Below are 20,108 nucleotides of genomic sequence, written 5' to 3' on the forward strand. Positions count from 1 at the left end.
GATGGTCACCTCCCGGCAGTACAGGACGAACGACCGTGAGGGGTCGTAGAGGCCGCCGGCCCCGGCGGCGTGCTCCGCAGCGCGCGTTCGTAGGCGGGGAAGTGGGTGAGCGCGTCGTCCGGGGAGTCGTAGTACAGGGCGCCGACTCCGTCGTACAGGGGTGTCTCGCGACCGTCGAAGTGGCGCAACGCCTTCTTGGCTCCCGGCACTTGGCGGTGCTGGACGTAACCGCGCAACGGCGGTGACGGCGGCTGCTCGTCGGCCAGGGTCTTCTCGTGGGCGGTCTGCCGGCGCTCGGTGAACTCGTCCAGGTCCAGCCCGTCCCGCCCGCGGATGAAGTGCAGCACCTTCGCCCGGCCGTCGCCCTCGCCCGCGGCGGCCGGTGGCGGCATGAGGGCGACGGGGCGGGCCGGCAGGGCCGGGGCGCTGGGCATGTCGTTGAGGGCGCCCGCCCTGGTCACGGACGCCGTCGACACAGGCGCGCGCGTACTCACCGGTGGCGGTGTGCCGGAAGGGGCCCTGCACCCGGCGACCGTCCTGACCGATCTGCCGGAGGACGCGGCGATGCACCACACCGAGGCCTTCGGACCCGTCGTCGCCATCCGGCCCTTCAAGGACGACGACGAGGCCGTGGCGCCGGCCAACGACACCGAGCACGGGCTCAGTTGCGGCATCCTCACCGAGAACGGCACCCGCGGGCTGAAGGTGGCCCGCCGTATCCGCACCGGGATCGTGCACGTCAACGACCAGCCGGTGGGGGACGAGCCGCAGGCTCCCTTCGGCGGACTCGCTGCCTCCGGCTACGGCCGCTTCGGCGGACGCTGGACCTGGAGTCCTTCTCTCACATCCGCTGGGTCACGCTCGCCACCGAGCAGGCGCACTACCCCTTCTGAGAGCGCGCCGCCGCCATGCGGGCCGCCGCGTCGTGGACGAGCCGCGCGTGCAGCTCGAACAGCGCCACCAGATCGACGGCGTCGCCGGTGACCTCCCTGTGCACGAACAGGCCGTCGGCGCCGGCGACGGTGTAGATGGTGAGGGTGTGTACGGCGTCCTCGTCCAGGCCCGGGAACAGGGCGGTGAGCACTTCGGCGATCTTCTGGTGGGTGATGTCGCGGACCTGGAGGAACACCGTGCGGCCCCGCGGTTCGGTGGGGCGCCGTTCCAGGGCGAGCATGAGGCCGAGGCGCAGGAAGTCGGGTGCGTCGACGAGCGACCTGGCCACGTTCGCGGCCATGGCGGTGACCCGCTCCAGCGGCGTACCGGTGTCGTCGCCCGGCAGCTCGACGGCCGTCAGCCAGGCCTCGAAGCTGCGCTCGATGACCGCGGCGATCAGGTCGTCCTTGTCCTTGAAGTGCCAGTAGATCGAGCTGGCCGGCAGCCCGCACTTGGCGCTGACGGCCGCGATGGAGGTGCCGTCGTAGCCGCGCTCGCCGGCGATCTCCACGGCGGCGTCCAGGATGCGCTGCCGCGACTCCACCCCGTTCGCACGCTTCCTGCGCGCCGTCTGCGGCCTGGTCATGGGGTGCCTCTCCGGTCGTACGGGGCGCCGTCGACCACCGTTGAGTGATCATCTTCTGATGCGTCCACTCTATTGGAACGGCCCCTACGGCAGCGGCGGGCGACCCGGAACGAGCCGCCCGGGCGGCCCAGGGTTCAGCGGCCCTGGTTGAGCGGGTGGCTGAAGCCCTGGGCGGAGATGAGCGTGGCCGCTTCCGCGAGGTCGGTGGCGAAGCGTTCGACCGCCTCGTAGGGGAAGCGGTAGCTGGGGCCGCTCAGGGAGAGGGAGACGATGACCTTGCCCGTGCGGCTGGTCACCGGGACGGCGACGGCGGTCAGGCCGTCGTCGAACTCGCTGCTGCTGACCGCATATCCGCGTTGCGCGGCCTCCTGGGCCCGCTCGCGCAGCCGGCCGGCGTGCTCCTCGCCGTGGGGCGAGGACGCGGCGACCCGGCGCAGCAGGGTGTCGGAGGCGTCGCGCAGCAGGATCTTGGACGAGGCGCCGGCCCACAGGGGCTGTTCGTCGCCGACGTCGACGACATGGCGCAGCGGGTGCGGGCTCTCCTCGTGCGCGACGCAGACACGGCTCACATCCCGGGCGACGAAGATGTTGACTGTCTCGCCCAGCCGGTCGGCGAGTTCGCGCATGACCTTGCGGGTCTCGCGCGGCACCTCCCACTGGCTGCGGGCGAGATAGGCCCAGCGCCACAGGCCGGGTCCGGCCGTGTAGCCGACCGGGTGCGACCACAGCAGACCGCACTCCTCCAGGGTCTGCACCAGACGCAGCGCCGTCGTCTTGGCCAGTCCGGTCGCCTCGGTGATCTCCCGCAGGGTGATGACGGGGCGCTCCTCGCTCAGCAGCCCGAGGATGTCCAGCGCCCGCCGCACACTGCGCACGCCCGTGCCGTGGTGGTCCGTAGCGAACATCCCAATTGGAGCAGAAGCTACAGCAAGGTGGAGGTGATCGGTGCGGTCAGCCGGGAGCGGGCGGGGTGATCCGAAATCGCCAAATCCGGACCGGAAATAGTCTGGACCTGCTCGGATCCTTGAACGGCCGTGTCCGGGTCTGCTTGGGTGGCGGACCGATGGCCGCTGTCCGGTGGCCTCTGGGGGGAATGGTTCTTGTGCTGGGTCGGCAATGGGGGCAGGAACAGGCCGTGCGACAGCGGTGCGCACCGGCGCACCGAGAGCGGTCGGGGCCGTTGACCGGGCCTGCGGCACCGCGGCATCGCTTCCCGCGCGGCGGACGCGACGGGCGACCGCACCACGACCTGCCGTCCGCCTGGACCGCGCGCCGCCACTGAGCCGGCGAGCGGCACATCCCGGGCCTCACATCACTCCCACCCTTCATGCAGACCAGAGGAAGGCGCATGAGGCATTTCCGCCTGCTCGTCGTGGGCAACGGCATCTCGGCGTACGGCAGCTACCTGAACATGGTGGCGCTCAACGTCTTCGTCTACGACGCCACGGGCAGCGCGTTGGCGGCCGGCCTCTTCATGGCCGTACGGCTGGCGACGAGCGTCGTGTCGGGCTGGGTGAGCGGGCGTCTCGTCTCGGCCCACGACCGCAAGCGCCTGATGGTCGGCGCCGACCTGTGCCAGGCCGTGGCACTGCTGACGCTGCTGCTCGCCCCCGAGGGCACCCGCACCGGGCTGCTGTACGTCCTGGCCGTGGTCACCGGCGGCTGCTCGACGCTGTCCCAGGTCGCCCTGCGCAGCAGCATCCCGGAGATCGTCGGCGCGGAGCACCGCGTACGCGCCAACGGGCTGCTGGTGACCGGGCGTTCGCTCGCCATGATCGCCGGGTTCGCGTCGTCGGGCGTGGTGGTGGCACAGCTCGGCTACTCCGCGGCGTTCGCGCTGGACGCCGCGACCTTCCTGGTCTCCGCGACGGTGCTGTTCCTGCTGCCCGTACGCACCAGGGCGGCCACGGACGCCGTCGCCGGGGCCACCGCGAAGTCCTCCGGCGCCGCCCGCTGGACGGCCCGGATGCTGCTGGGCACGGCTCCGCTGCTGATGGCGATGATCGCCGTCCGGGCGGTCGACGGGCTGGGCTCGTCGTCCCACAACGTCGCCCTGCCGATCTACTCCAGCGGCCTGGACCCCGACCATCCGGCCACGTTCATCAGCCAGTTCTGGGCCACCTGGGCGCTCGGCAACATCGTCGCCCAGCAGGTGATCGGCCGGGTCACCAAGAAGACCGGGCGCACACCGGGGGAGCGGGCGTTCGCGCTCGGCGCCTGTGTGATGTCGGCCGGGTTCATCGTGGTCTTCAGCGGGCTGCCCACCGTGCCCGCCGTCATCGCCGCGCTCGTCGCCGGAGCCGCCGACGGATTCACCGAGATCGTCTACGTGTCGCGGCTGCAGACCGCCCCCGACGAACAGCGCGGCCGCCTCTTCGGGCTCTCCGCCTCGGCCGAGAACACCGGTTTCGGCCTGGGCATGCTCGTCAGCGGCGCCCTGCTGGAGACGTTCTCCCCGCTGCAGGTGGTGGCCTCCTTCCACGGCCTCGCGATCGTGCTCTGCGCGGCCCTCCTCCTGCTGCTGCTGAGCCGGGGCCGCACCCGAGACCCCGGCGCCCAGGAGCCGGCCGGGCAGGACAGGACGACGGTGACGGAGGGACGCGGCTGATGACCACGAGCGACTCCGACCCGCGGACGGCCGTCATCGGCATGGCCTTCCGGCTGCCCGGCGCCGACACCCCCGAGGAACTCTGGCGCATCGTCCGTGACGGCACGGACCGCATCACCCGATTCACCCACGAGGAACTGGCCGCCGCCGGCGTCCCCGCCGAGGAATACCGGGCGGCGGATTTCGTCGGCGCCTCCGGAGTGCTCGACGACATCGCCGGCTTCGACGCCCAGCACTTCGCGATGAGCGCCCGCGAGGCCCGGCTCACGGACCCCCAGCAACGCATGTTCCTGGAATGCGCCCAGCACGCCCTGGAGAACGCCGGCTATCCGGACGAACGCGACGGCACCCGCGTCGGCGTGTACGCCAGTGCGGGATACCACCTGTACGCCCTGCAGAACCACCTCCTCAACAACGTCCTGCCCAGCCGGCCCGCCACCGACTGGATGACCGGCATGCAGATCACGGTCGGCAACTACGCCGACTTCACGGCCACCCGCGTCGCCCACCGGCTCGGCCTCACCGGCCCCGCCGTCAACATCCAGACGGGCTGCTCCAGTTCCCTGGTCGCCGTGCAGTCGGCCGTGCAGTCGCTGCTCATGGGCGACTGCGACATCGCTCTCGTCGGTGCCACCGCCGTCCATGTGCCGAGGGCCCTGGGCTACCGCTACGTCAAGGGATCGATCCTCTCCAAGTCCGGCCGTCTGCGGGCCTTCGACGCCGGAGCCGACGGCACCGTGGGCGGCACGGGCGTCCTGGCCGTCGTCCTGAAGCGGCTGACCCGGGCCGTCGCCGACGGCGACACCATCCACGGCGTCATCCGCGGCTGGGGCGTCAACAACGACGGCGCGGACAAGACCGCCTTCACCGCCCCCAGCGCACAGGGCCAGCGCGCGGCCATCCGGCAGGCCCTGCGGCGGGCCGGCGTCGGCGCCGACACCATCGGCTACCTGGAGACCCACGGCACCGGCACGCTCAAGGGCGACCCGATCGAGTTCGCCGGCGCCGCCGGCGCCTACCGCGAGGACACCGACCGCACCGGCTACTGCGCCCTCGGCTCGACCAAGGCCAACATCGGCCATCTGGACGCGGCCTCCGGACTGGCCGGCCTCGTCAAGACCCTGCTGGTCCTGCGGCACGGCGTCATCCCGCCGATGGCGAACTTCAGCGAACCCAACCCCCGCCTCGACCTCGACGACAGCCCCTTCTACATACCCACGGCCGCCCGGCCCTGGCCCGAGAGCGACGTGCCCCGCCGCGCGGGCCTGACCTCACTGGGCGTCGGCGGCACCAACGTCCACCTGATCCTGGAACAGGCCCCCGACCTCGCGCCCCGCACCGACGCCGTCGCCCCCGCGGACGTGCTCCTGGTCTCCGCGAGCAGCGAGGCCGCCCTGGCGGACAACGTCCGCGCCCTGCGCGACCGGTTACGGCAGCCACCCGCACCCCACCTGGCGGACCTCGTCACCACCGCCGCCCTCGGCCGTGCCCACGGCCGCCACCGGCTCGCGGCCCGCGGCTCCACCCCGGCCGCCCTCGCCGACACCCTCGACGCCTGGCTCGCCGGGACAGCCGGAGCGACGGTCACCACGGGCACGACACCGCAGGAGGGGCCCGCGCGTGTCGCGTTCCAGTTCACCGGGCAGGGCAGCCAGTACCCGGGGATGGCCGACCACCTCCACGAGCGCTTCCCCGCCGTACGCGAGGTGCTCGACGCCTGCGAGCAGCACTACCGAGCCCTCACCGGCGACCCCCTGCTCGCCGGGCCGTTCGACGACACCGACACCGCGCAGCCCGCACTGTTCGCCCTGCAGTGCGCCCTCGTCCGGCTCTGGTGTGACCTCGGCATCGAACCGTACGCCGTGACCGGACACAGCGTCGGAGAGTACGCGGCGCTGCATGCCGCCGGAGCCCTGTCGCTCGACGACGGACTGCGCCTCACCGTCGAACGCGGCCGGCTGATGCAGCGGCGTTGCGTCCCCGGCGCGATGGCGGCGGCGGCACTCGACCGGGGGAGCGCCCTCGCCCTGGCAGCCGAGGTGCCCGGCCTGGAGGTCGCCGTGACCAACGGGGAGCGCGCCCAGGTGCTCGCCGGGTCCGTCGAGGCCGTGGACCGGGCCTGCGCCCTGCTGGACGAGCGCGGCACACCGGGGCGGCGGCTGACGGGGACCCGCGCCTTCCACACCGCCCTGATGGAACCGATGCTGGAGGAGTTCCGCAAGATCCTCGACGACGTGGACCTCCGGCCGGTGCGCATCCCCTTCGTCAGCGCCCTGGACGGGGTGACCCGCCCGCCCGGCTGGACCCCGGACGCCGACCACTTCGTACGGCACACCCGCGAACCCGTCCGTTTCGACGAGGCGTTGCGCGGCATCGGCGCACAACGGCCTGACGCACTCCTCGAGATCGGTCCGCACACCACCCTCAGCGGCCTGGCCCGCAGGGCACTGCCCGAGGTGCGGTCGCTGCCGTCGCTGCGCCGCGGCAGCGGGCTCGGCTCGCTCTGGGGTGCGGCGGCCGGGCTGCACTGCGCGGGGGCGGACGTCGGCTGGCGGGCGGTCCTGGCCGGCACCGGGGGCAGGCGCATCCCGCTGCCCGGATACCGATTCCAGCACAAGGACTACTGGACAGGGCCGGAGCCGACCGCCCTGAGCACGGGAAGATCAGCGAGAGAGGAAGCCGAAGTGGTTCAGCAAGAGGCAGCGGTCGCACGGGTACTCCACAGCATCGTCGAGGCGACCGCCCGGCACCTCGGCGAGGATCCGTCGGAGATCGTCGCGGACGCGTCCTTCTTCGACCTCGGTGCCGACTCGCTGCAGATGATCAGCGTGCTGCGGGAGCTGGAGCAGGCGCACCAGGTCAAGGTGACGATGCGGCAGCTGTTCGAGGAGACGGGTACGCCACGACGGCTCGCGCGGTTCATCGTCGCCCGCATGCCGGACGCGACGGGGACAGCGCCGACTGAACCCACGGTGGATCGGGCCGAGTCGGCGGCGCCCGTGTCGCCCAGGGTCACCGCACCCGAACCCGCACCCACACCGACACCCGCGTCCACTCCCGAGCCCGCCCCTGACGCCACCGCATCCGCTTCCGCACCCGAGTACGCGACCCGCGAGGAGCTGGAGGACCTCGCCCACAAGATCCAGCAGATGTCACAGATACAGCTGCAGATGATGTCCCAGCTCTCCCAACTGCTCGCCCTCCAGACGGCCTCGGTGACGGAGCGGCTCAACGGCACGGTGGCCAAGTGACCGGGCTGAACGGCATATCCGCCGCACTGGACCAGGACCTGGCGGCGATGACCGAACTCTCGCAGCGCATCGCCGAGCAGATGGGCGCCGCCACCGCCCCGGCCCCGGAACAGCCGCGCGTCCACGGCCCCCGGGTGACGGTGGCGAGGACCTCCGGCATGGTGCGGGACGCCTCCCCGCGCTCCCAGCAGGAGCACCTGGACGACCTCGTACGCCGCTACACCGCCAAAACCCCGACCTCCAAGCGGATCGCCCAGCGCTACCGCCGCGTCCTCGCCGACAGCCGCGCCGTCGTCGGCTTCCGCAGCGGAACCAAGGAGATGCTGTACCCCCTCGCGGGCCGGCGGGCGAGCGGGGCGCGGCTGGAGGACGTCGACGGCAACGAGTACGTCGACATCACGATGGGCTTCGGCGTCCTCCTCTTCGGCCACGAACCCGACTTCGTCACCGAGGCCGTCCGCGAGCACCTGTCCCGAGGCATCCAGCTCGGCCCCCGCACCAGCGAGACCGGCGAGGCGGCGGAGCTGCTGGCCGAACTGACCGGTCTGGAGCGGGTGGCGTTCGCGGGCTCCGGCACGGAGGCGAACTCCGCGGCCATCCGCCTCGCCCGCGCCGCCACCGGCCGCGACAAGATCGTCACCTTCCTGGGCGCGTACCACGGCCACGCAGACAACGTCCTCGGCCGCCCCTCGGGCAGCGGCGCCGACCGGCTCACCGTGCCCGTCTCCCGAGGCGTCCCGCAGGCCGCAGTCTCCGACCTGCTGGTCCTCGACTACGGCAGCGACACCGCCCTGGAGACGATCGCCCGGCACGCCGACGACATCGCCGCGGTCGTCGTGGAACCGGTGCAGAGCAGACACCCCTCGCTCCAACCGGTCGAGTTCGTACGCAGGCTGCGCGAACTCACCCGCCGCCACGGCATCGTGCTGCTCTTCGACGAGATGCTGACCGGCTTCCGCCCCGCCCCACGCGGCGCTCAGGAGCTGTACGGCGTCACACCGGACCTCGCCACCTACGGCAAGCTCCTCGGCGGCGGCTTCCCCATCGGCGCCATCGCCGGCCGCGCCGACATCATGGACGGCGTCGACGGCGGCTTCTGGTCCTACGGCGACGACAGCTACCCGCCCGCCGACACCACCTTCTTCGGCGGTACGTACATCCAGCACCCGGTGTCGATGGTCGCCGCGCGCGCCGTACTGACCCACCTCAAGGAGCACAGCCCGCACCTGCAGGAACGCCTCAACGCGCGCACCGCCGAACTGGCCGCGACGCTCAACGGCTTCTTCGAGGCCGAGGAGTACCCGCTGCGGATGAGCCACTTCGGCTCCCAGTTCCGCTTCGAGCACCGCGCCGACATGGAGCTCCTCTACCACCACCTGATGCTGCGCGGCGTGCACGTCTGGGAGTGGCGCAACTTCTTCCTGTCCACCGCCCACTCGGACGGCGACATCGAGTTCGTGGCGGACGCCGTACGGGATGCGCTGCGCGAGCTGCGGACGGCCGGCTTCTTCCCGGACGGGCGGCCCGCGCCACCGAGACCGGCGCCGGTACCGGCAGCACCTGCGCCGCTACCGGAATCACCTGCGCCGACGCCTGCCCCAGTGGCCGCGATGGCCTGGAACGCCGCCGCCGTCACCGAATCCCGGACGCGGGCCGCGAGCGAACCCGGCGCGCGCACGCCCGACTTCAGCGTCTACTTCTTCGGCGACTACCCCCAGGACGCGTCCTCACCGCGCGACGGCCAGTACGAACTCCTCATGGACGTCGCCCGGTTCGCCGACCGGCACGGCTTCCATGCGCTGTGGATGCCCGAGCGCCACTTCCACTCCTTCGGCGGCCTCTTCCCCAACCCGGCCGTGCTCGCCGCCGCGCTGTCCCGCGAGACCGAGCGCATCCGGCTCAACGCCGGCTCCGTGGTCCTGCCGCTGCACGACCCGATCCGGGTCGCCGAGGAGTGGTCGATGGTCGACAACCTCTCCGGAGGGCGTGTCGGCATCGGTGTCGCCAGTGGCTGGAGCGCCAAGGACTTCGCCTTCTTCCCCGACCGTTTCGGCCGCCACCAGGAGCTGATGTACGAACAGCTTCAGGAGGTACGGAAGTTCTGGCGCGGGGACGCCGTGCGCCGCAGGACCGGTGACGGCGAGGCCGAGCTGCGGCTCTTCCCCCGACCGGTGCAGGACGCCCCGCCCCTCTACACCGCCGTGGTCGGCAACCCCGCCTCCTACGAGCTCGCCGCCCGCCACGACCTGGGCGTCGTCACCAACCTGATGACCCAGACCGTCGAACAGCTCCAGGAGAACATCGCCCGCTACCGGCGCACCCGGGCCCGCCACGGCCTGGACCCGGACGCCGGGCGGGTGGCCGTCCTGCTGCACACCTATCTCGCCGAGGACCACGACACCGCGCGGACCGAGGCGTACGAACCGCTGTCCCGGTACATGCGCGCGTCCCTGTCCCTGTTCAGCGGCGTCACCAACAGCCTCGGGCACAGCATCGACCTGTCCGCCCTGAGCGAGGACGACCTGGAGACGGTGTTCCGGCGCGCCTACGGCCGCTACTGCGACCAGCGTGCCCTGATCGGCACCGTGGACAGCGCGCGCCCGGTGGTGGACGCGGTGACCGCGGCCGGTGCCGACGAGATCGTGGCGCTCGTCGACTTCGGTGTCGCGGCGGGCGAACTGCGCGCGGGCCTGCCCCGGCTGGACGCGCTGCGCCGCCGCTACCGCCGGGGACCCGCCGCCGGATCGGCCCCCGCCGAACCGGCGGGTGCGCCGACCGGGGCGGCTGAGCCCCACCGCGAACGCGTCGCCCCCGCCGACGCCCCCTTGTCGCCCGGCCAGGAACGGATCTGGTTCCTGGAGCGCCTCCTTCCCGGACGCACCGCCTACAACGAGGTCAAGGCGATCCGCCTGGACGGCCCCCTCGACGTACCCGCCCTGCACGCGGCACTGCGCGGCCTCGTCGCCCGTCATGAGGGGCTGCGCACCGTCTTCCGGGAGACCGGGGACGGGCCACGCCAGGTCGTGCGGGCGTTCGCGGAGCCCGACTTCGCGTGCGTGGACGGCACCGACAGCCCTCGACGCACACTCCAGGACGTCCTGTCGGCCGAGAGTGCGCGCCGCTACGACCTGGCGACCGGCCCCCTGTTCGTCACCCGACTGGTCCAGCTGGGCGAGGCGGAGCACGTCCTCGTGCTCTCCCTCCACCACATCGTGGTCGACGCGGCCTCCGCCACCGTCCTCGCCCGCGACCTCTCCGCGCTCTACCGCAGCGAACGCGACGGAACCGCCCCCGACCTGCCCGCACTCACCTGGAGCTACGCCGACCACGCGAGGGAACAGGCGGCGGCCGCGAACAGCCCCGAGGCCGACGAGGACCTCGCCCACTGGCGCCGCACCCTCGGCGGCGACCTGCCCGTCCTCGCCCTCCCCACCGACCGGCCCCGCCCGGCGACCATGACCTCCAACGGCCGGGCCGTCTTCCACACCCTCGACCGGGAACTCTCCCGGCGACTGCGCGAGTTGAGCCGCGCCCGCCGCAGCACCCTCTTCATGACCCTGCTCTCCGGGTACGCGGCGATGCTGCACCGGGTCACCGGGCAGACGGACATCGTCGTCGGCACCCCGATCTCGGACCGGCCCGAGCGGGCCGAGCACCTGCTCGGGTTCTTCGTGAACACGCTCGCGCTGCGCCTCGACCTGTCCGGCGATCCCGCCTTCGGCACGTTGCTGGACCGGGTGCGCACGGTCGCCCTCGACGCGTACGACCACGCGCGCGTGCCCTTCGAGAGGGTGGTGCGCGAGCTCGCACCGCCCCGGGCGGTCGACCGGACACCGGTGTTCCAGGCGTTCGCCGAGTTCCAGCGGGCGGAACCGTTCCGCTTCGAACTGCCCGGCATCGAGGCCACCCCGCTGGACGCGGGGCCCGACAAGTCCCTGACGGATCTCACGGTCTACTTCACCGACCAGCCGCACGGCATCCGCTGCCACCTGGAGTACAACACCGACCTGTTCGACGAGGCCACCGTCGACCGGTTCTTCGCCACCTTCAGGGACCTGCTCGCGGCAGCGGTCGACGCCCCCGAGACACCGCTGTCCCGGCTCGCCCCGGCAACCAGCGCCGACACCGCCGCCGACGGAGAACCCGTACCGCCGTCCTGGCAGCGCGGCCCGGCCCGCCCGATCACGGACACCACCGTCCACGACCTCGTCGCCCGGCAGGCGGCCGCGCTGCCCGACCGCACCGCTGTCATCAGCGGCGACAGTCGACTGACATACCGTCAACTGAACGATCGTGCAGAGCAGTTGGCCGCTGTTCTGCGGGAGCGGCGGCCCGAAGGCGGTGAGGTGGCCCTATGGCTGCCCCGCTCCGCCGACCTCGTCGTCGCCATGCTGGCCGCGCTCAAGGCGGGCCGCGCCTACGTGCCGCTCGATCCGTCCCTCGGACGGGCGCGCGCCGAGCAGGTCGTCGCCGAGTGCGGGGCCCGGATCGTGGTGTCGACACACGACGACGCGGCCGCCCTGAAGCTGCCGGCGGGCGTGGCCGTCGTACCGCCCGACGCGACCGCGCACCCCTCACCGCGCGCCGCGTCCGCCACCGGCCACCACTCCCCGTGCTGCGTCCTGTACACCTCGGGCAGCACCGGCACCCCCAAGGGCGTCGTGGTGACCCACCGCGGCGTCGTCGACCTGTGCGAGTGGCAGCACCGGCGCTTCACCCTCACGCCGGGCGACCGCAGCGCGGTCGTGTGCAGCCAGAGCTTCGACGCCTCGCTCCTGGAGATCTGGCCGGCGCTGACCGCGGGAGCCTCGGTCACCATCGCCGACGAGGACCTCCGCAGGGATCCGCTCGCCCTGGCCCGGTGGTACGGCGAGCAGCGCGTCACCTTCTCCATCCTCCCCACCGCCCTGGGAGAACAACTGCTGCGGCTTCCGCCGGGCGACCAGCCGCCGCTGCGCCACCTGCTGCTCGGCGGAGACGTGCTGCGCACCCGGCCGCGCCCCGAGGCCCGGTACGAGACGGTGAACGTGTACGGGCCCACCGAGGTCACCGTCCTGTGCACCACCCAGACCGTGTCCGCGCAGAGCCCGGAACCCGCCCGTCCGATCCCGATCGGGCGCCCGGTCGACAACGTACGGCTGAGCGTGCTCGACGAGTCCGGCAACCCCGTGCCCGTCGGCACGGTGGGGGAGCTGTACGTCGGCGGCCCGGGCGTGACCCGCGGCTATCTGCACCGCCCCGAACTCACCGCGGAGCGCTTCCCGCCGGACCCGGACGGCGGTCCGGACGCCCGCAGGTACCGCACCGGCGATCTCGTCCGCTGGAGCGCCGACGGGACGTTGGAGTTCTGCGGCCGGGCCGACGACCAGGTGAAGATCCGTGGCTTCCGGGTCGAGCCGGAAGAGGTCTCCCGCGTGCTCAACGCTCTGGACGGCGTGCGCGAAGCGGCCGTGCTGGCCCGCCGCAACGACCGCGGTGAGGCCTACCTCGCGGCCTATGCCGTCCCCGCCGACGCGATCGGCGCGGCGGCCGACGACCGGCAGGCGTACGCCGACCTGCTGGCCGAGGAACTGGCGGCCCGGCTCCCGGAGTACCTCGTGCCGCGCGCCTGGCGGGTCCTGTCCGCCCTGCCCGTGACGGGCAACGGCAAGCTGGACCGATCCGCGCTGCCGGCCCCCGACCTCGTCACGTCCGCACCACCCGGACGCAGGCCGAGCACGGTCGCCGGGCACGCGGCGGAAGGCGACCGCACCGACGTCGAGCGACGGGTACGGCAGCTGTGGGCGGCCGAGTTCGGCGTCGACGCCGACGGCATCGCGGCCGACGCCTCCTTCTTCGAGCTGGGCGGTCACTCGATCACCGCGATGCGGCTGGTCAATCAGGTCCGGGAGGAATTCGGCACCGAGTACCCGATGCTCGGCTTCTACCAGGAGCCGACGCTCCGAGCCATGACGGCCCAACTGGCGGCGGTGGCGGGCGGGATGACGGCGGGCGAGGCCGGTGAGGCCGACGACGGACCCGGCACGGTGGAGCGCCGGGCGCCCGCCACCGCGCAGCAGTCCCGCTTCGCCTCGGTGCACGCCGACCACCTCCTGCCCCAGGTCTTCAACGTCGCCCTGCGGATCACGCTCTCCGGTGACCTGGACGCTGCGTCCCTGCGCACCGCCCTGAACCGGCTCGTCGAGCGGCACGAGGGCCTGCGCACCCGCCTCGCCCGCAACGGCGACGGCTGGGAGCAGCAGGTGCTACGGCCCCGACCGGTGCCGCTGCCGGTCGAGGACCTCACCGCCCTTCCCGCACGGGAGCGGCAGACCGCACTGGAACAAGCCAGTACCGAGGCCGCCGAGACACCCCTCGACCCCACCGCCGGAACCCCGGTGGCGCTGCGACTGCTGCGCACAGGGGAGAGCACCTGGGTCCTGCTCCTCGTCCTGCACCACTCCGCCTGCGACGGCTGGTCCGTCAGCCTGCTGCTGAAGGAGCTGGCCGCGCTCTACGGCTCCGCCGTCACGGGCGGACCCGACACCCTGCCGCCCGTGCGGTGCCAGCCCGTGACGTACGCGCGCTGGCAGCAGGAGCAGGCCGACGGGGCCGCCGACGGACGGAAACTCGAGTTCTGGCTCCGCGAGCTCGACGGCGTGCCGTTCACGGTCGGCCTGCCACTGGACCGGCCCCGGCCGCAGCGGGCGAGCGGACGGGGCGGCGCCGTGATGTTCACCGTGCCGGCCGAGGTGCGGGCCGCCGTCGAGCGACTGGCGCGACAGCGGGGAACGACGCCCTTCGTGGTCACGGCCGCGGCCCTGGGCCGCATGCTCGCGCAGAAGTCCGCACAGGCCGACGTCATGTTCAACATCTCCTACGCCAACCGCGAGCGCCGGGAGTTCGAATCCCTGCTGGCCTGCACGATCACCGGCTTCGCGCTGCGCGTGCGGGACGCGGCGGCCGGTTCCTTCACCGCGTTGACGGACCGCGTCGCCCGCACGGCGGTGGAGTGCATGGACCACGCCCTGCCGGTGCGCCGGATCGCCCCCGCGTTGCGGGAACGCACGGGCGTCGACGTGCCCGACCGGCTGGACGTCGGCTTCGCCTACCAGAGCACGCTGGACGCGGAGATGGCACTGCCCGGACTGACCACGGCCGTCGAGGACCTCGCGCCCGCCGCGGCCCGGACCGAGCTCAGCTTCGGCCTGGTCCCGGCCGGGGACGAACTGAAGGGCTTCGTGGAGTACTCGGCCGACCTGTGGGACCGCACCACGATCGAGGGCTGGACCCGCGACTACGTCGCCCTCCTGCGAGAGGAGGCCGACCGGGCCCTCGGCCGCTGACCGTCGCGGACGCTCACGCGGCGCTGCTGCTGCGCGGCATCCCGTGCCGACAGGTCACGTCGTGCTGACTGCCGAGGCTCGTCCACCAGCGCTCGCAGCACGCCGAGTCGAGTTCCGCACGGACGATCGCCTCGGCGGCGTCGCCGGTGCGCCCGGTCCGTGCGATCAGCTCCAGCAGCCACCGCCGCTGTTCGCCGATCACGGTCTCCCGTACGACGGCGATGACCGGCACGAGACTCGCGGCGGCGAACAGGCAGGCCCCCCACAGGGGGCCGTATCGGAAGGTGAGGACCGAGGTCCAGGCGAGCCCCGCGCTCGTGGCGATGTAGAGGGCACAGAGGAGGCGGCTGGAGCAGTTCATGGGCGTACACCGTCCTTGGGGAGGATCGATACCCCTTGTCCAACTGCTGACGGACCGTGTGGACTCGGGTGATTTTTCCCACCGTGACTGATCAGGGTGGGTCACCCGTTATGACTGGGCGCCGACCGCGGCCTTTCCCTGGAACGCGGAGCGGTAGGCGAGCGGCGTGGTGCCGACCACCCGGCGGAAGCGCTCCCGGAACGCCGTGGGCGAACCGAACCCCGCCTGCCGTGCGATCCGTTCGATCGGGTGGTCGCTGTTCTCCAGCAGATACTGGGCCCGCCGCACCCGCGCCCGCAGCAGCCACTGCAGCGGAGTCGTGCCGGTCTGCTCACGGAACCGGCGGCTGAAGGTGCGCTCGCTCATTCCCGACCGCTCCGCCATCGCCGTGAGGGTGATCTCGCCGGCCAGGTTGTCCTCGATCCACTCCAGCAGCGGTTCGAGCGCCGAACCCCGCGGTACGGGCGGGTGCTCGTGCACGATGAACTGCGCCTGCCCGCCCTCCCGTTCGAGCGGTACGACAGCCATGCGCGCGGTGTGCGCGGCGACCGCCGACCCCAGGTCCCGCCGGATCATGTGCAGGCACATGTCCAGTCCGGCGGCGGCCCCGGCGGAGGTGAGGACCTGCCCGTTGTCGACGTACAGCACGTCCGGCTCCACCTGGACGCGCGGGAAGCGCCGCGCCAGCTCGTCTGTGGCCATCCAGTGCGTGGTGGCCCGCAGGCCGTCCAGCAGCCCGGCCTCGGCCAGCACGAAGGCGCCCACGCACACCGAGGCGATCCGCGTGCCGGCCCGCGCCGCCTCCCGCAGGGCCGCCACCACACGCGCGGAGGGCGGCCCGGTCTCGTCGCAGCCTGGCACGATGACCGTGTCCGCGTCCACCAGCCCGTCGAGCCCGCGGTCGATCCGCAGGGCGAAGCCCTCCGTGGGCACCTCCGGCGACTCGGCGCACAGCCGGACCCGGTAGGGGCGGCGGCCGTCCGGCAGACGGGTCCAGCCGAACATCTGGAAGGGCGTCGCCATGTCGAACGGCACCACGTTGTCGAGAACCAGGATCGCCACGGTGTGCATGAACGCCACTCTAGGCGGATTCCCGCCACCCAGTGTATGTGCAGGTGGCCCTGGCGGGACGGGCTGAAGTGGCGTGCAGGACGGCTGGCGAGAACCCGTTGAAAGCTGTCGTTTCAGCCTCTGTCCGATCACCCGGCCGATCCCTAGCGTGGGGCGGGTGACCAAGATCCTCCTCACCCTTCACGTCCTGGCCGCCATCGTCGCCGTCGGCCCCGTCACCGTCGCGGCCAGCATGTTCCCGCCGGCCGCGCGCCGCGTCCCGGCGACGGACGGGGCGGTGGCGGTGGGCACCGTCCGGCTCCTGCACCGCATCTGCCGTGTCTACGCCACCATCGGGGTGTCGGTCCCCGTCCTCGGCCTGGCCACCGCCCTGGCCATGGGCGTCCTGGGCAGCGGATGGCTCATCACGTCCATCGCCCTGACCGCCGCGGCGGCCGGAATCCTCATCGCCTTCGTCCTGCCCCGCCAGGAGGAACTCCTCGAGAGGCTGGGCGCCGAGCAGCCCGTCGAGCACGCGGCGACCGTTCAACTCGCCATGTTCACCGGCATCTTCAACCTCCTGTGGGCAACCGTCACCGTCCTGATGATCGTCCGGCCCGGCTCGACTACGGGTGCCTGACCCCGGTCGTCAAGCGCTCTGGCAGAATTCGTACTTCAGTGTGCGTCGGCGCCTAGACTCGACAGCCGTGCCCAAATGCACACAGGGCCACGACATGAAAGGCGCGTTGACGGGTGTTCCAGGATTCCCCCATTTACGACCGGCTCATCGCGGAGCGCGGCGACATCCCCCTGCAGGTGCGCCGGGAGGCCGAACGCGTCAGCAGAGAAGTGGAGTTCGCCATGCAGCCGCTGCTGCAGTCCGGCGGCCACGCCCCGGCTCCCGGACGCCCGGGCCCCCCGGCCCCGACGTGGCAGCGCGGTGCCCTGCCGCCCGGTTCGCCGCAGCTCTGAGCACGCTCAGGGAACCTGCGCGCTCGCGCCGTTCACCTGAGACTGCCGCCACGAGGCGGGCCGGGCGAGCCACTCGGCGATGCCGAGGGCGATCGGCTGGCCCGTGTCCACCTCTATGAACCCGAACTGACCGGACTGGTTGCACTCCAGGAACCACCACGTCCCGTCGGCGTCCTCCACGAAGTCGAAAGCCCCGTAGGCGAGTTCGGCCTCCCGCATGTACGCGCGGACGGCCTCGGCGACGCGCGGTGCGACCTCGACGGGACGCCACGGCGCGTCCGACGCGTCGAAGCGGACGTCCACCTCGGCCTCCGGGTCGGTCGTCCGGCGGGCGGCCAGCAGCCGCTCGCCCACCACCGTGAGACGGATGTCGGCCCGCTTGGCGACGCGCCGTTGGAGCAGGGTCGGCCCGAACGCGACGGCGGAGAAGTCCGCGTCCGGGGCCACCCTGCTGGTCGGCACCGCCCGCGGCGGGTCCTGCGGATGCGTGCCGGACACCGGCTTGACCACCAGATCCGGATAGCGATCGGCGAAATCGCGGGCGGCCTGCGGAAAAGTTGTGATCAACGTGGCCGGCACGGGCAGCCCGCAGCGCTGGGCCACCCGCAACTGCCACGGCTTGTAACGGGCCCGGCGGGCCGCGTCGGGATGGTTCATCCAGCGGGCGTCACACCCGCGCAGCATGCCGTACAGCGCCTGCTCGGCCTCCTCCGCCAGCCAGGCGGAGGGCATGACCGCCCGGGCCGCCGCGGCCCCCGGCCGGCGCATCCACACCGACCGCAGCCCGTCGATGCCCACCAGCCGTCCCGCGGACGACAGATGGCCACGGAAGGCGCCGTGCACATACTCGCCCGACAGGGCGACCCCGCCGGTCAGGTCGGCGGGGTCGAGCCGGACCACCGGGACGCCGGACGCGTTCAGGTGCACGACCACCATGTCCGCCGTCACGTCCTCTTCGCTGGTCAGAATCAAGACGGTCATCGTCGCCGATCTGCGTTCAGTCGTCGAAGTGGGTCTTCGAGCCCGCCGTGGACGTCGTGGTCCCCAGCTCCCGCAACAGAGCATGATCACGGGCGGCTATCCGCCCGTCACGGAGCACGTTCAACTGCAGACCGGAGTCGTAGACGTACGGAGCGGTGACCTCCAACTCCGCTGCCGGCCGTGCATAGTTGAGCGCGAACGGTTGCATCGTCTCTCCCTCACAGGTGTGCTCCGATCGAGCTTGGTCACCCAGCGGCGTCCTCCGGTCCGAAGACGCCCTTTGGTTTCCACTTACTTAAACGAATCGAACGAGTGATTGGTTTCCTTACTTTCTGTGACCAACGGCGTCCGGCGGCCCCGCCTCGGGAGAGCGGCGCAGGGTACGCAGTGCCAGCAAGAGCACGCCGATGTCGTCCAGATACACCGGATCCGGCACCAGATCGGCGGGCAGCACGAAGTACGCGACGGCACCCCAGAACACCCATCGCGGCCCGGTCGGCAGCCCGGCACGCCTCATGACGCGCCGGGTTCGCACCAGCCGCACCAGCACGCCGATGGCCACGGCGAGCACTACGGCCGCGAGGGCCACGGCGACGACGATCACTGTGGTGGTCGACTCCACGGACCCTCCTCCTGCCGGCGGTGCGCGCGACACACTGCTCGTCGGATTCCCCCTCGCGGCGTGCGCATTGCATGACGGCGGTCACCTGGCGGTCCCCGTCACCCGTCAGGACGAAAGACGCGCGACCGGCCCCGGCACCTGCCTGGGCAGGAGCCGGGACCGCCCGCCGCGCGCACTGAAGGCAACCCGCCGGACGCAGTACGAGCCGCCTACGACTCCTGCGCAGGCGGCGTACGCACCGCGCGGGGGCGCGTGCGGCCCTTGGCCTGCGCCGGCCGCCGGGTCCGAGCGCGTCCGCGGTCGCGTTGCCGTTCGAGGCGGACCAGCAGCGGACGGCTGCCGAACAGGCTCAGTTGCTGTACGTGGACGGGCGCCAGACCGAGCGGCAGGGCGTGGCCCAGTCCCCGCGCCTCGGACAGCAGCACGATCGCCCGCCCCTCGTCGGTGAGGACGCGGGCGAGTTCGCGCCACCATCGCTCCGGGTGCCCGGCGAGGCGCCCACCCGCGTCGACCTGTTCGCCCCAGGGCGGGTTGCACAGGACGCGGTCGATACTGCGATCGGCGACGGGCAGGGCGCCGGCGTCGCCGTGCTCGACGGCGACCGGGAGCGGCCCGGCGTTGTGCCGTGCCGCCCGCCGCGCGGCCGGGTCGAGATCGAACCCGAGCAGGGTGGTGCCCGGCACCGTGTGATGGGCCTCGATGAGCAGCGTTCCCGCGCCACAGCACGGATCCAGCACCCGCTGGCCCGGGCGCAGTTCGGCCGCCTGGGCCATGGCGGCGGCGACGGGCGGGTGCAGGGTGCCCGCGACGGTCGCGTCCTTGTAGGCGCGCCGGTGGGCCGGGCGCCGTCCGAGGCGCAGCAGCAGGGTGGCGTGGTCGCCGTCCAGCGTCAGCCGCCATCCGCTGTGGCCGGGCGGTGCGGGCTCGCCGTGCCGCCGCGCGTGGTACGGCACGCCCGCCCGCTCGGCCAGGACCCGGCCGACGGCGTCCTCGATGTCGTACCGGTTGTACGTCCTGCGCCCCAGGAAGGACGCCGAGATCTCGATCCCGCCGAACCCGGCCGGCCCACCGAGGGCCCGGCGTTCCCGCGCCAGCCCCTCCAGATCGACCGCACCGGCCAGCTCGGCCAGGGCGACCAGGTCGCTCTTGTGCGGACCGACGTCGTCCTGGCGGCGGGCGAGCAGGAAGACGTCGTCGGCGGTCCGCAGCCGCACCGGGTCGTCGCCGTCACCGGAAGGGGTGGTGCCGGTACTGGTCCGGAAGCCCACCTCGCGGTGGCCGATCCAGTCGAGGGTCGCGGAACCCGTCCGCAGAATTTCCGTGCCGAGGGCGGGCTCCAGCCCGCGTACGCACCGCGCCACCATGCGCATGATGCCGTTTTCTCCCACGTCGCAGCCCGGGACGGTGGAGGACCGTCCC

Annotated in this window: 14 protein-coding genes and 1 pseudogene; 6 read left to right on the forward strand and 9 right to left on the reverse strand. The window is 72.5% G+C overall.

Annotated features, from left to right (window positions below):
* Nucleotides 1–5: 5 nt before the first annotated feature.
* Entirely contained in the window at nucleotides 6–434 is a 429-nt protein-coding gene (locus tag ACIREI_RS37540; protein WP_403342931.1) for an EthD domain-containing protein, read from the reverse strand.
* A 7-nt stretch (nucleotides 435–441) separates the two neighbouring features.
* Between ACIREI_RS37540 and ACIREI_RS37545 the strand changes: the two are divergent.
* Nucleotides 442–893 (forward strand): annotated as a pseudogene (locus ACIREI_RS37545) (aldehyde dehydrogenase family protein); the annotation flags it as partial.
* On the opposite strand, the gene ACIREI_RS37550 reads toward ACIREI_RS37545, so the two are convergent.
* Both ACIREI_RS37550 and ACIREI_RS37555 read right to left on the reverse strand, forming a co-directional pair.
* Nucleotides 881–1,519, reverse strand: a complete 639-nt coding sequence (locus ACIREI_RS37550) for a TetR/AcrR family transcriptional regulator (protein WP_403342934.1) — start codon at nucleotides 1,517–1,519, stop codon at nucleotides 881–883. The pseudogene ACIREI_RS37545 and the gene ACIREI_RS37550 sit on opposite strands and share 13 nt — an antisense overlap.
* Before the next feature lie 134 nt (nucleotides 1,520–1,653).
* Complete coding sequence (locus tag ACIREI_RS37555) at nucleotides 1,654–2,424, reverse strand: IclR family transcriptional regulator (protein ID WP_403342937.1); 771 nt, start codon at nucleotides 2,422–2,424, stop codon at nucleotides 1,654–1,656.
* A gap of 443 nt (nucleotides 2,425–2,867) precedes the next feature.
* Here ACIREI_RS37555 and ACIREI_RS37560 point away from each other — a divergent pair, with 443 nt between their 5' ends.
* From ACIREI_RS37560 to ACIREI_RS37570, 3 genes are read left to right on the forward strand one after another with little or no spacing between them, the layout of a single operon-like run.
* Nucleotides 2,868–4,127 carry an MFS transporter gene (locus ACIREI_RS37560; RefSeq protein ID WP_403342940.1) on the forward strand — a complete coding sequence of 420 codons (1,260 nt, stop codon included), beginning with the start codon at nucleotides 2,868–2,870 and terminating at the stop codon, nucleotides 4,125–4,127.
* A complete protein-coding gene (locus tag ACIREI_RS37565; protein WP_403342943.1) occupies nucleotides 4,127–7,378 on the forward strand; it encodes a type I polyketide synthase in 3,252 nt (1,083 codons plus the stop codon). Before ACIREI_RS37560 ends, ACIREI_RS37565 begins: the two co-directional genes overlap by 1 nt.
* The gene (locus ACIREI_RS37570) at nucleotides 7,375–14,703 is read left to right on the forward strand and encodes a MupA/Atu3671 family FMN-dependent luciferase-like monooxygenase (RefSeq protein ID WP_403342946.1); all 7,329 of its coding nucleotides are present in this window, start codon (nucleotides 7,375–7,377) and stop codon (nucleotides 14,701–14,703) included. Before ACIREI_RS37565 ends, ACIREI_RS37570 begins: the two co-directional genes overlap by 4 nt.
* Nucleotides 14,704–14,716: 13 nt before the next feature.
* On the opposite strand, the gene ACIREI_RS37575 is transcribed toward ACIREI_RS37570, so the two are convergent.
* A complete protein-coding gene (locus ACIREI_RS37575; protein ID WP_403342948.1) occupies nucleotides 14,717–15,064 on the reverse strand; it encodes a hypothetical protein in 348 nt (115 codons plus the stop codon).
* 108 nt (nucleotides 15,065–15,172) lie between these two features.
* Entirely contained in the window at nucleotides 15,173–16,135 is a 963-nt protein-coding gene (locus ACIREI_RS37580) for a GlxA family transcriptional regulator (protein ID WP_403342950.1), read from the reverse strand.
* 157 nt (nucleotides 16,136–16,292) lie between these two features.
* Here ACIREI_RS37580 and ACIREI_RS37585 point away from each other — a divergent pair, with 157 nt between their 5' ends.
* Together ACIREI_RS37585 and ACIREI_RS37590 are read left to right on the forward strand one after the other, a co-directional pair.
* Nucleotides 16,293–16,754 carry a DUF2269 family protein gene (locus ACIREI_RS37585; RefSeq protein ID WP_403342953.1) on the forward strand — a complete coding sequence of 154 codons (462 nt, stop codon included), beginning with the start codon at nucleotides 16,293–16,295 and terminating at the stop codon, nucleotides 16,752–16,754.
* A 113-nt stretch (nucleotides 16,755–16,867) separates the two neighbouring features.
* Complete coding sequence (locus tag ACIREI_RS37590) at nucleotides 16,868–17,086, forward strand: hypothetical protein (RefSeq protein ID WP_403342956.1); 219 nt, start codon at nucleotides 16,868–16,870, stop codon at nucleotides 17,084–17,086.
* Between the two features lie 6 nt (nucleotides 17,087–17,092).
* On the opposite strand, the gene tgmB is transcribed toward ACIREI_RS37590, so the two are convergent.
* The 4 genes from tgmB to ACIREI_RS37610 all read right to left on the reverse strand — a co-directional run bounded on the left by tgmB (nucleotide 17,093) and on the right by ACIREI_RS37610 (nucleotide 20,059).
* A complete protein-coding gene (gene tgmB, locus ACIREI_RS37595; RefSeq protein ID WP_403342959.1) occupies nucleotides 17,093–18,067 on the reverse strand; it encodes an ATP-grasp ribosomal peptide maturase in 975 nt (324 codons plus the stop codon).
* A gap of 16 nt (nucleotides 18,068–18,083) precedes the next feature.
* On the reverse strand, nucleotides 18,084–18,275 hold the full coding sequence (tgmA, locus tag ACIREI_RS37600; RefSeq protein WP_301994635.1) for a putative ATP-grasp-modified RiPP: 192 nt from the start codon (nucleotides 18,273–18,275) through the stop codon (nucleotides 18,084–18,086).
* A gap of 117 nt (nucleotides 18,276–18,392) precedes the next feature.
* The gene (locus ACIREI_RS37605; RefSeq protein ID WP_403342962.1) at nucleotides 18,393–18,689 is read right to left on the reverse strand and encodes a YkvA family protein; all 297 of its coding nucleotides are present in this window, start codon (nucleotides 18,687–18,689) and stop codon (nucleotides 18,393–18,395) included.
* Nucleotides 18,690–18,898: 209 nt separating this feature from the next.
* The gene (locus tag ACIREI_RS37610; protein ID WP_403342965.1) at nucleotides 18,899–20,059 is read right to left on the reverse strand and encodes a TRM11 family SAM-dependent methyltransferase; all 1,161 of its coding nucleotides are present in this window, start codon (nucleotides 20,057–20,059) and stop codon (nucleotides 18,899–18,901) included.
* Nucleotides 20,060–20,108: the final 49 nt, after the last annotated feature.

This window comes from Streptomyces sp. NPDC093591, from assembly GCF_044764885.1.
Classification (GTDB): Bacteria; Actinomycetota; Actinomycetes; order Streptomycetales; family Streptomycetaceae; genus Streptomyces.

Bases quoted from the DNA above. Each gene is read 5' to 3' on its own strand.
- ACIREI_RS37575 (WP_403342948.1), bottom strand. From the start codon at position 15,064: ATGAACTGCTCCAGCCGCCTCCTCTGTGCCCTCTACATCGCCACGAGC.
- tgmA (WP_301994635.1), bottom strand. From the start codon at position 18,275: ATGCAACCGTTCGCGCTCAACTATGCACGGCCGGCAGCGGAGTTGGAG.
- ACIREI_RS37540 (WP_403342931.1), bottom strand. From the start codon at position 434: ATGCCCAGCGCCCCGGCCCTGCCGGCCCGCCCCGTCGCCCTCATGCCG.
- ACIREI_RS37550 (WP_403342934.1), bottom strand. From the start codon at position 1,519: ATGACCAGGCCGCAGACGGCGCGCAGGAAGCGTGCGAACGGGGTGGAG.
- ACIREI_RS37610 (WP_403342965.1), bottom strand. From the start codon at position 20,059: ATGCGCATGGTGGCGCGGTGCGTACGCGGGCTGGAGCCCGCCCTCGGC.
- ACIREI_RS37580 (WP_403342950.1), bottom strand. From the start codon at position 16,135: ATGCACACCGTGGCGATCCTGGTTCTCGACAACGTGGTGCCGTTCGAC.
- tgmB (WP_403342959.1), bottom strand. From the start codon at position 18,067: ATGACCGTCTTGATTCTGACCAGCGAAGAGGACGTGACGGCGGACATG.
- ACIREI_RS37560 (WP_403342940.1), top strand. From the start codon at position 2,868: ATGAGGCATTTCCGCCTGCTCGTCGTGGGCAACGGCATCTCGGCGTAC.
- ACIREI_RS37555 (WP_403342937.1), bottom strand. From the start codon at position 2,424: ATGTTCGCTACGGACCACCACGGCACGGGCGTGCGCAGTGTGCGGCGG.
- ACIREI_RS37565 (WP_403342943.1), top strand. From the start codon at position 4,127: ATGACCACGAGCGACTCCGACCCGCGGACGGCCGTCATCGGCATGGCC.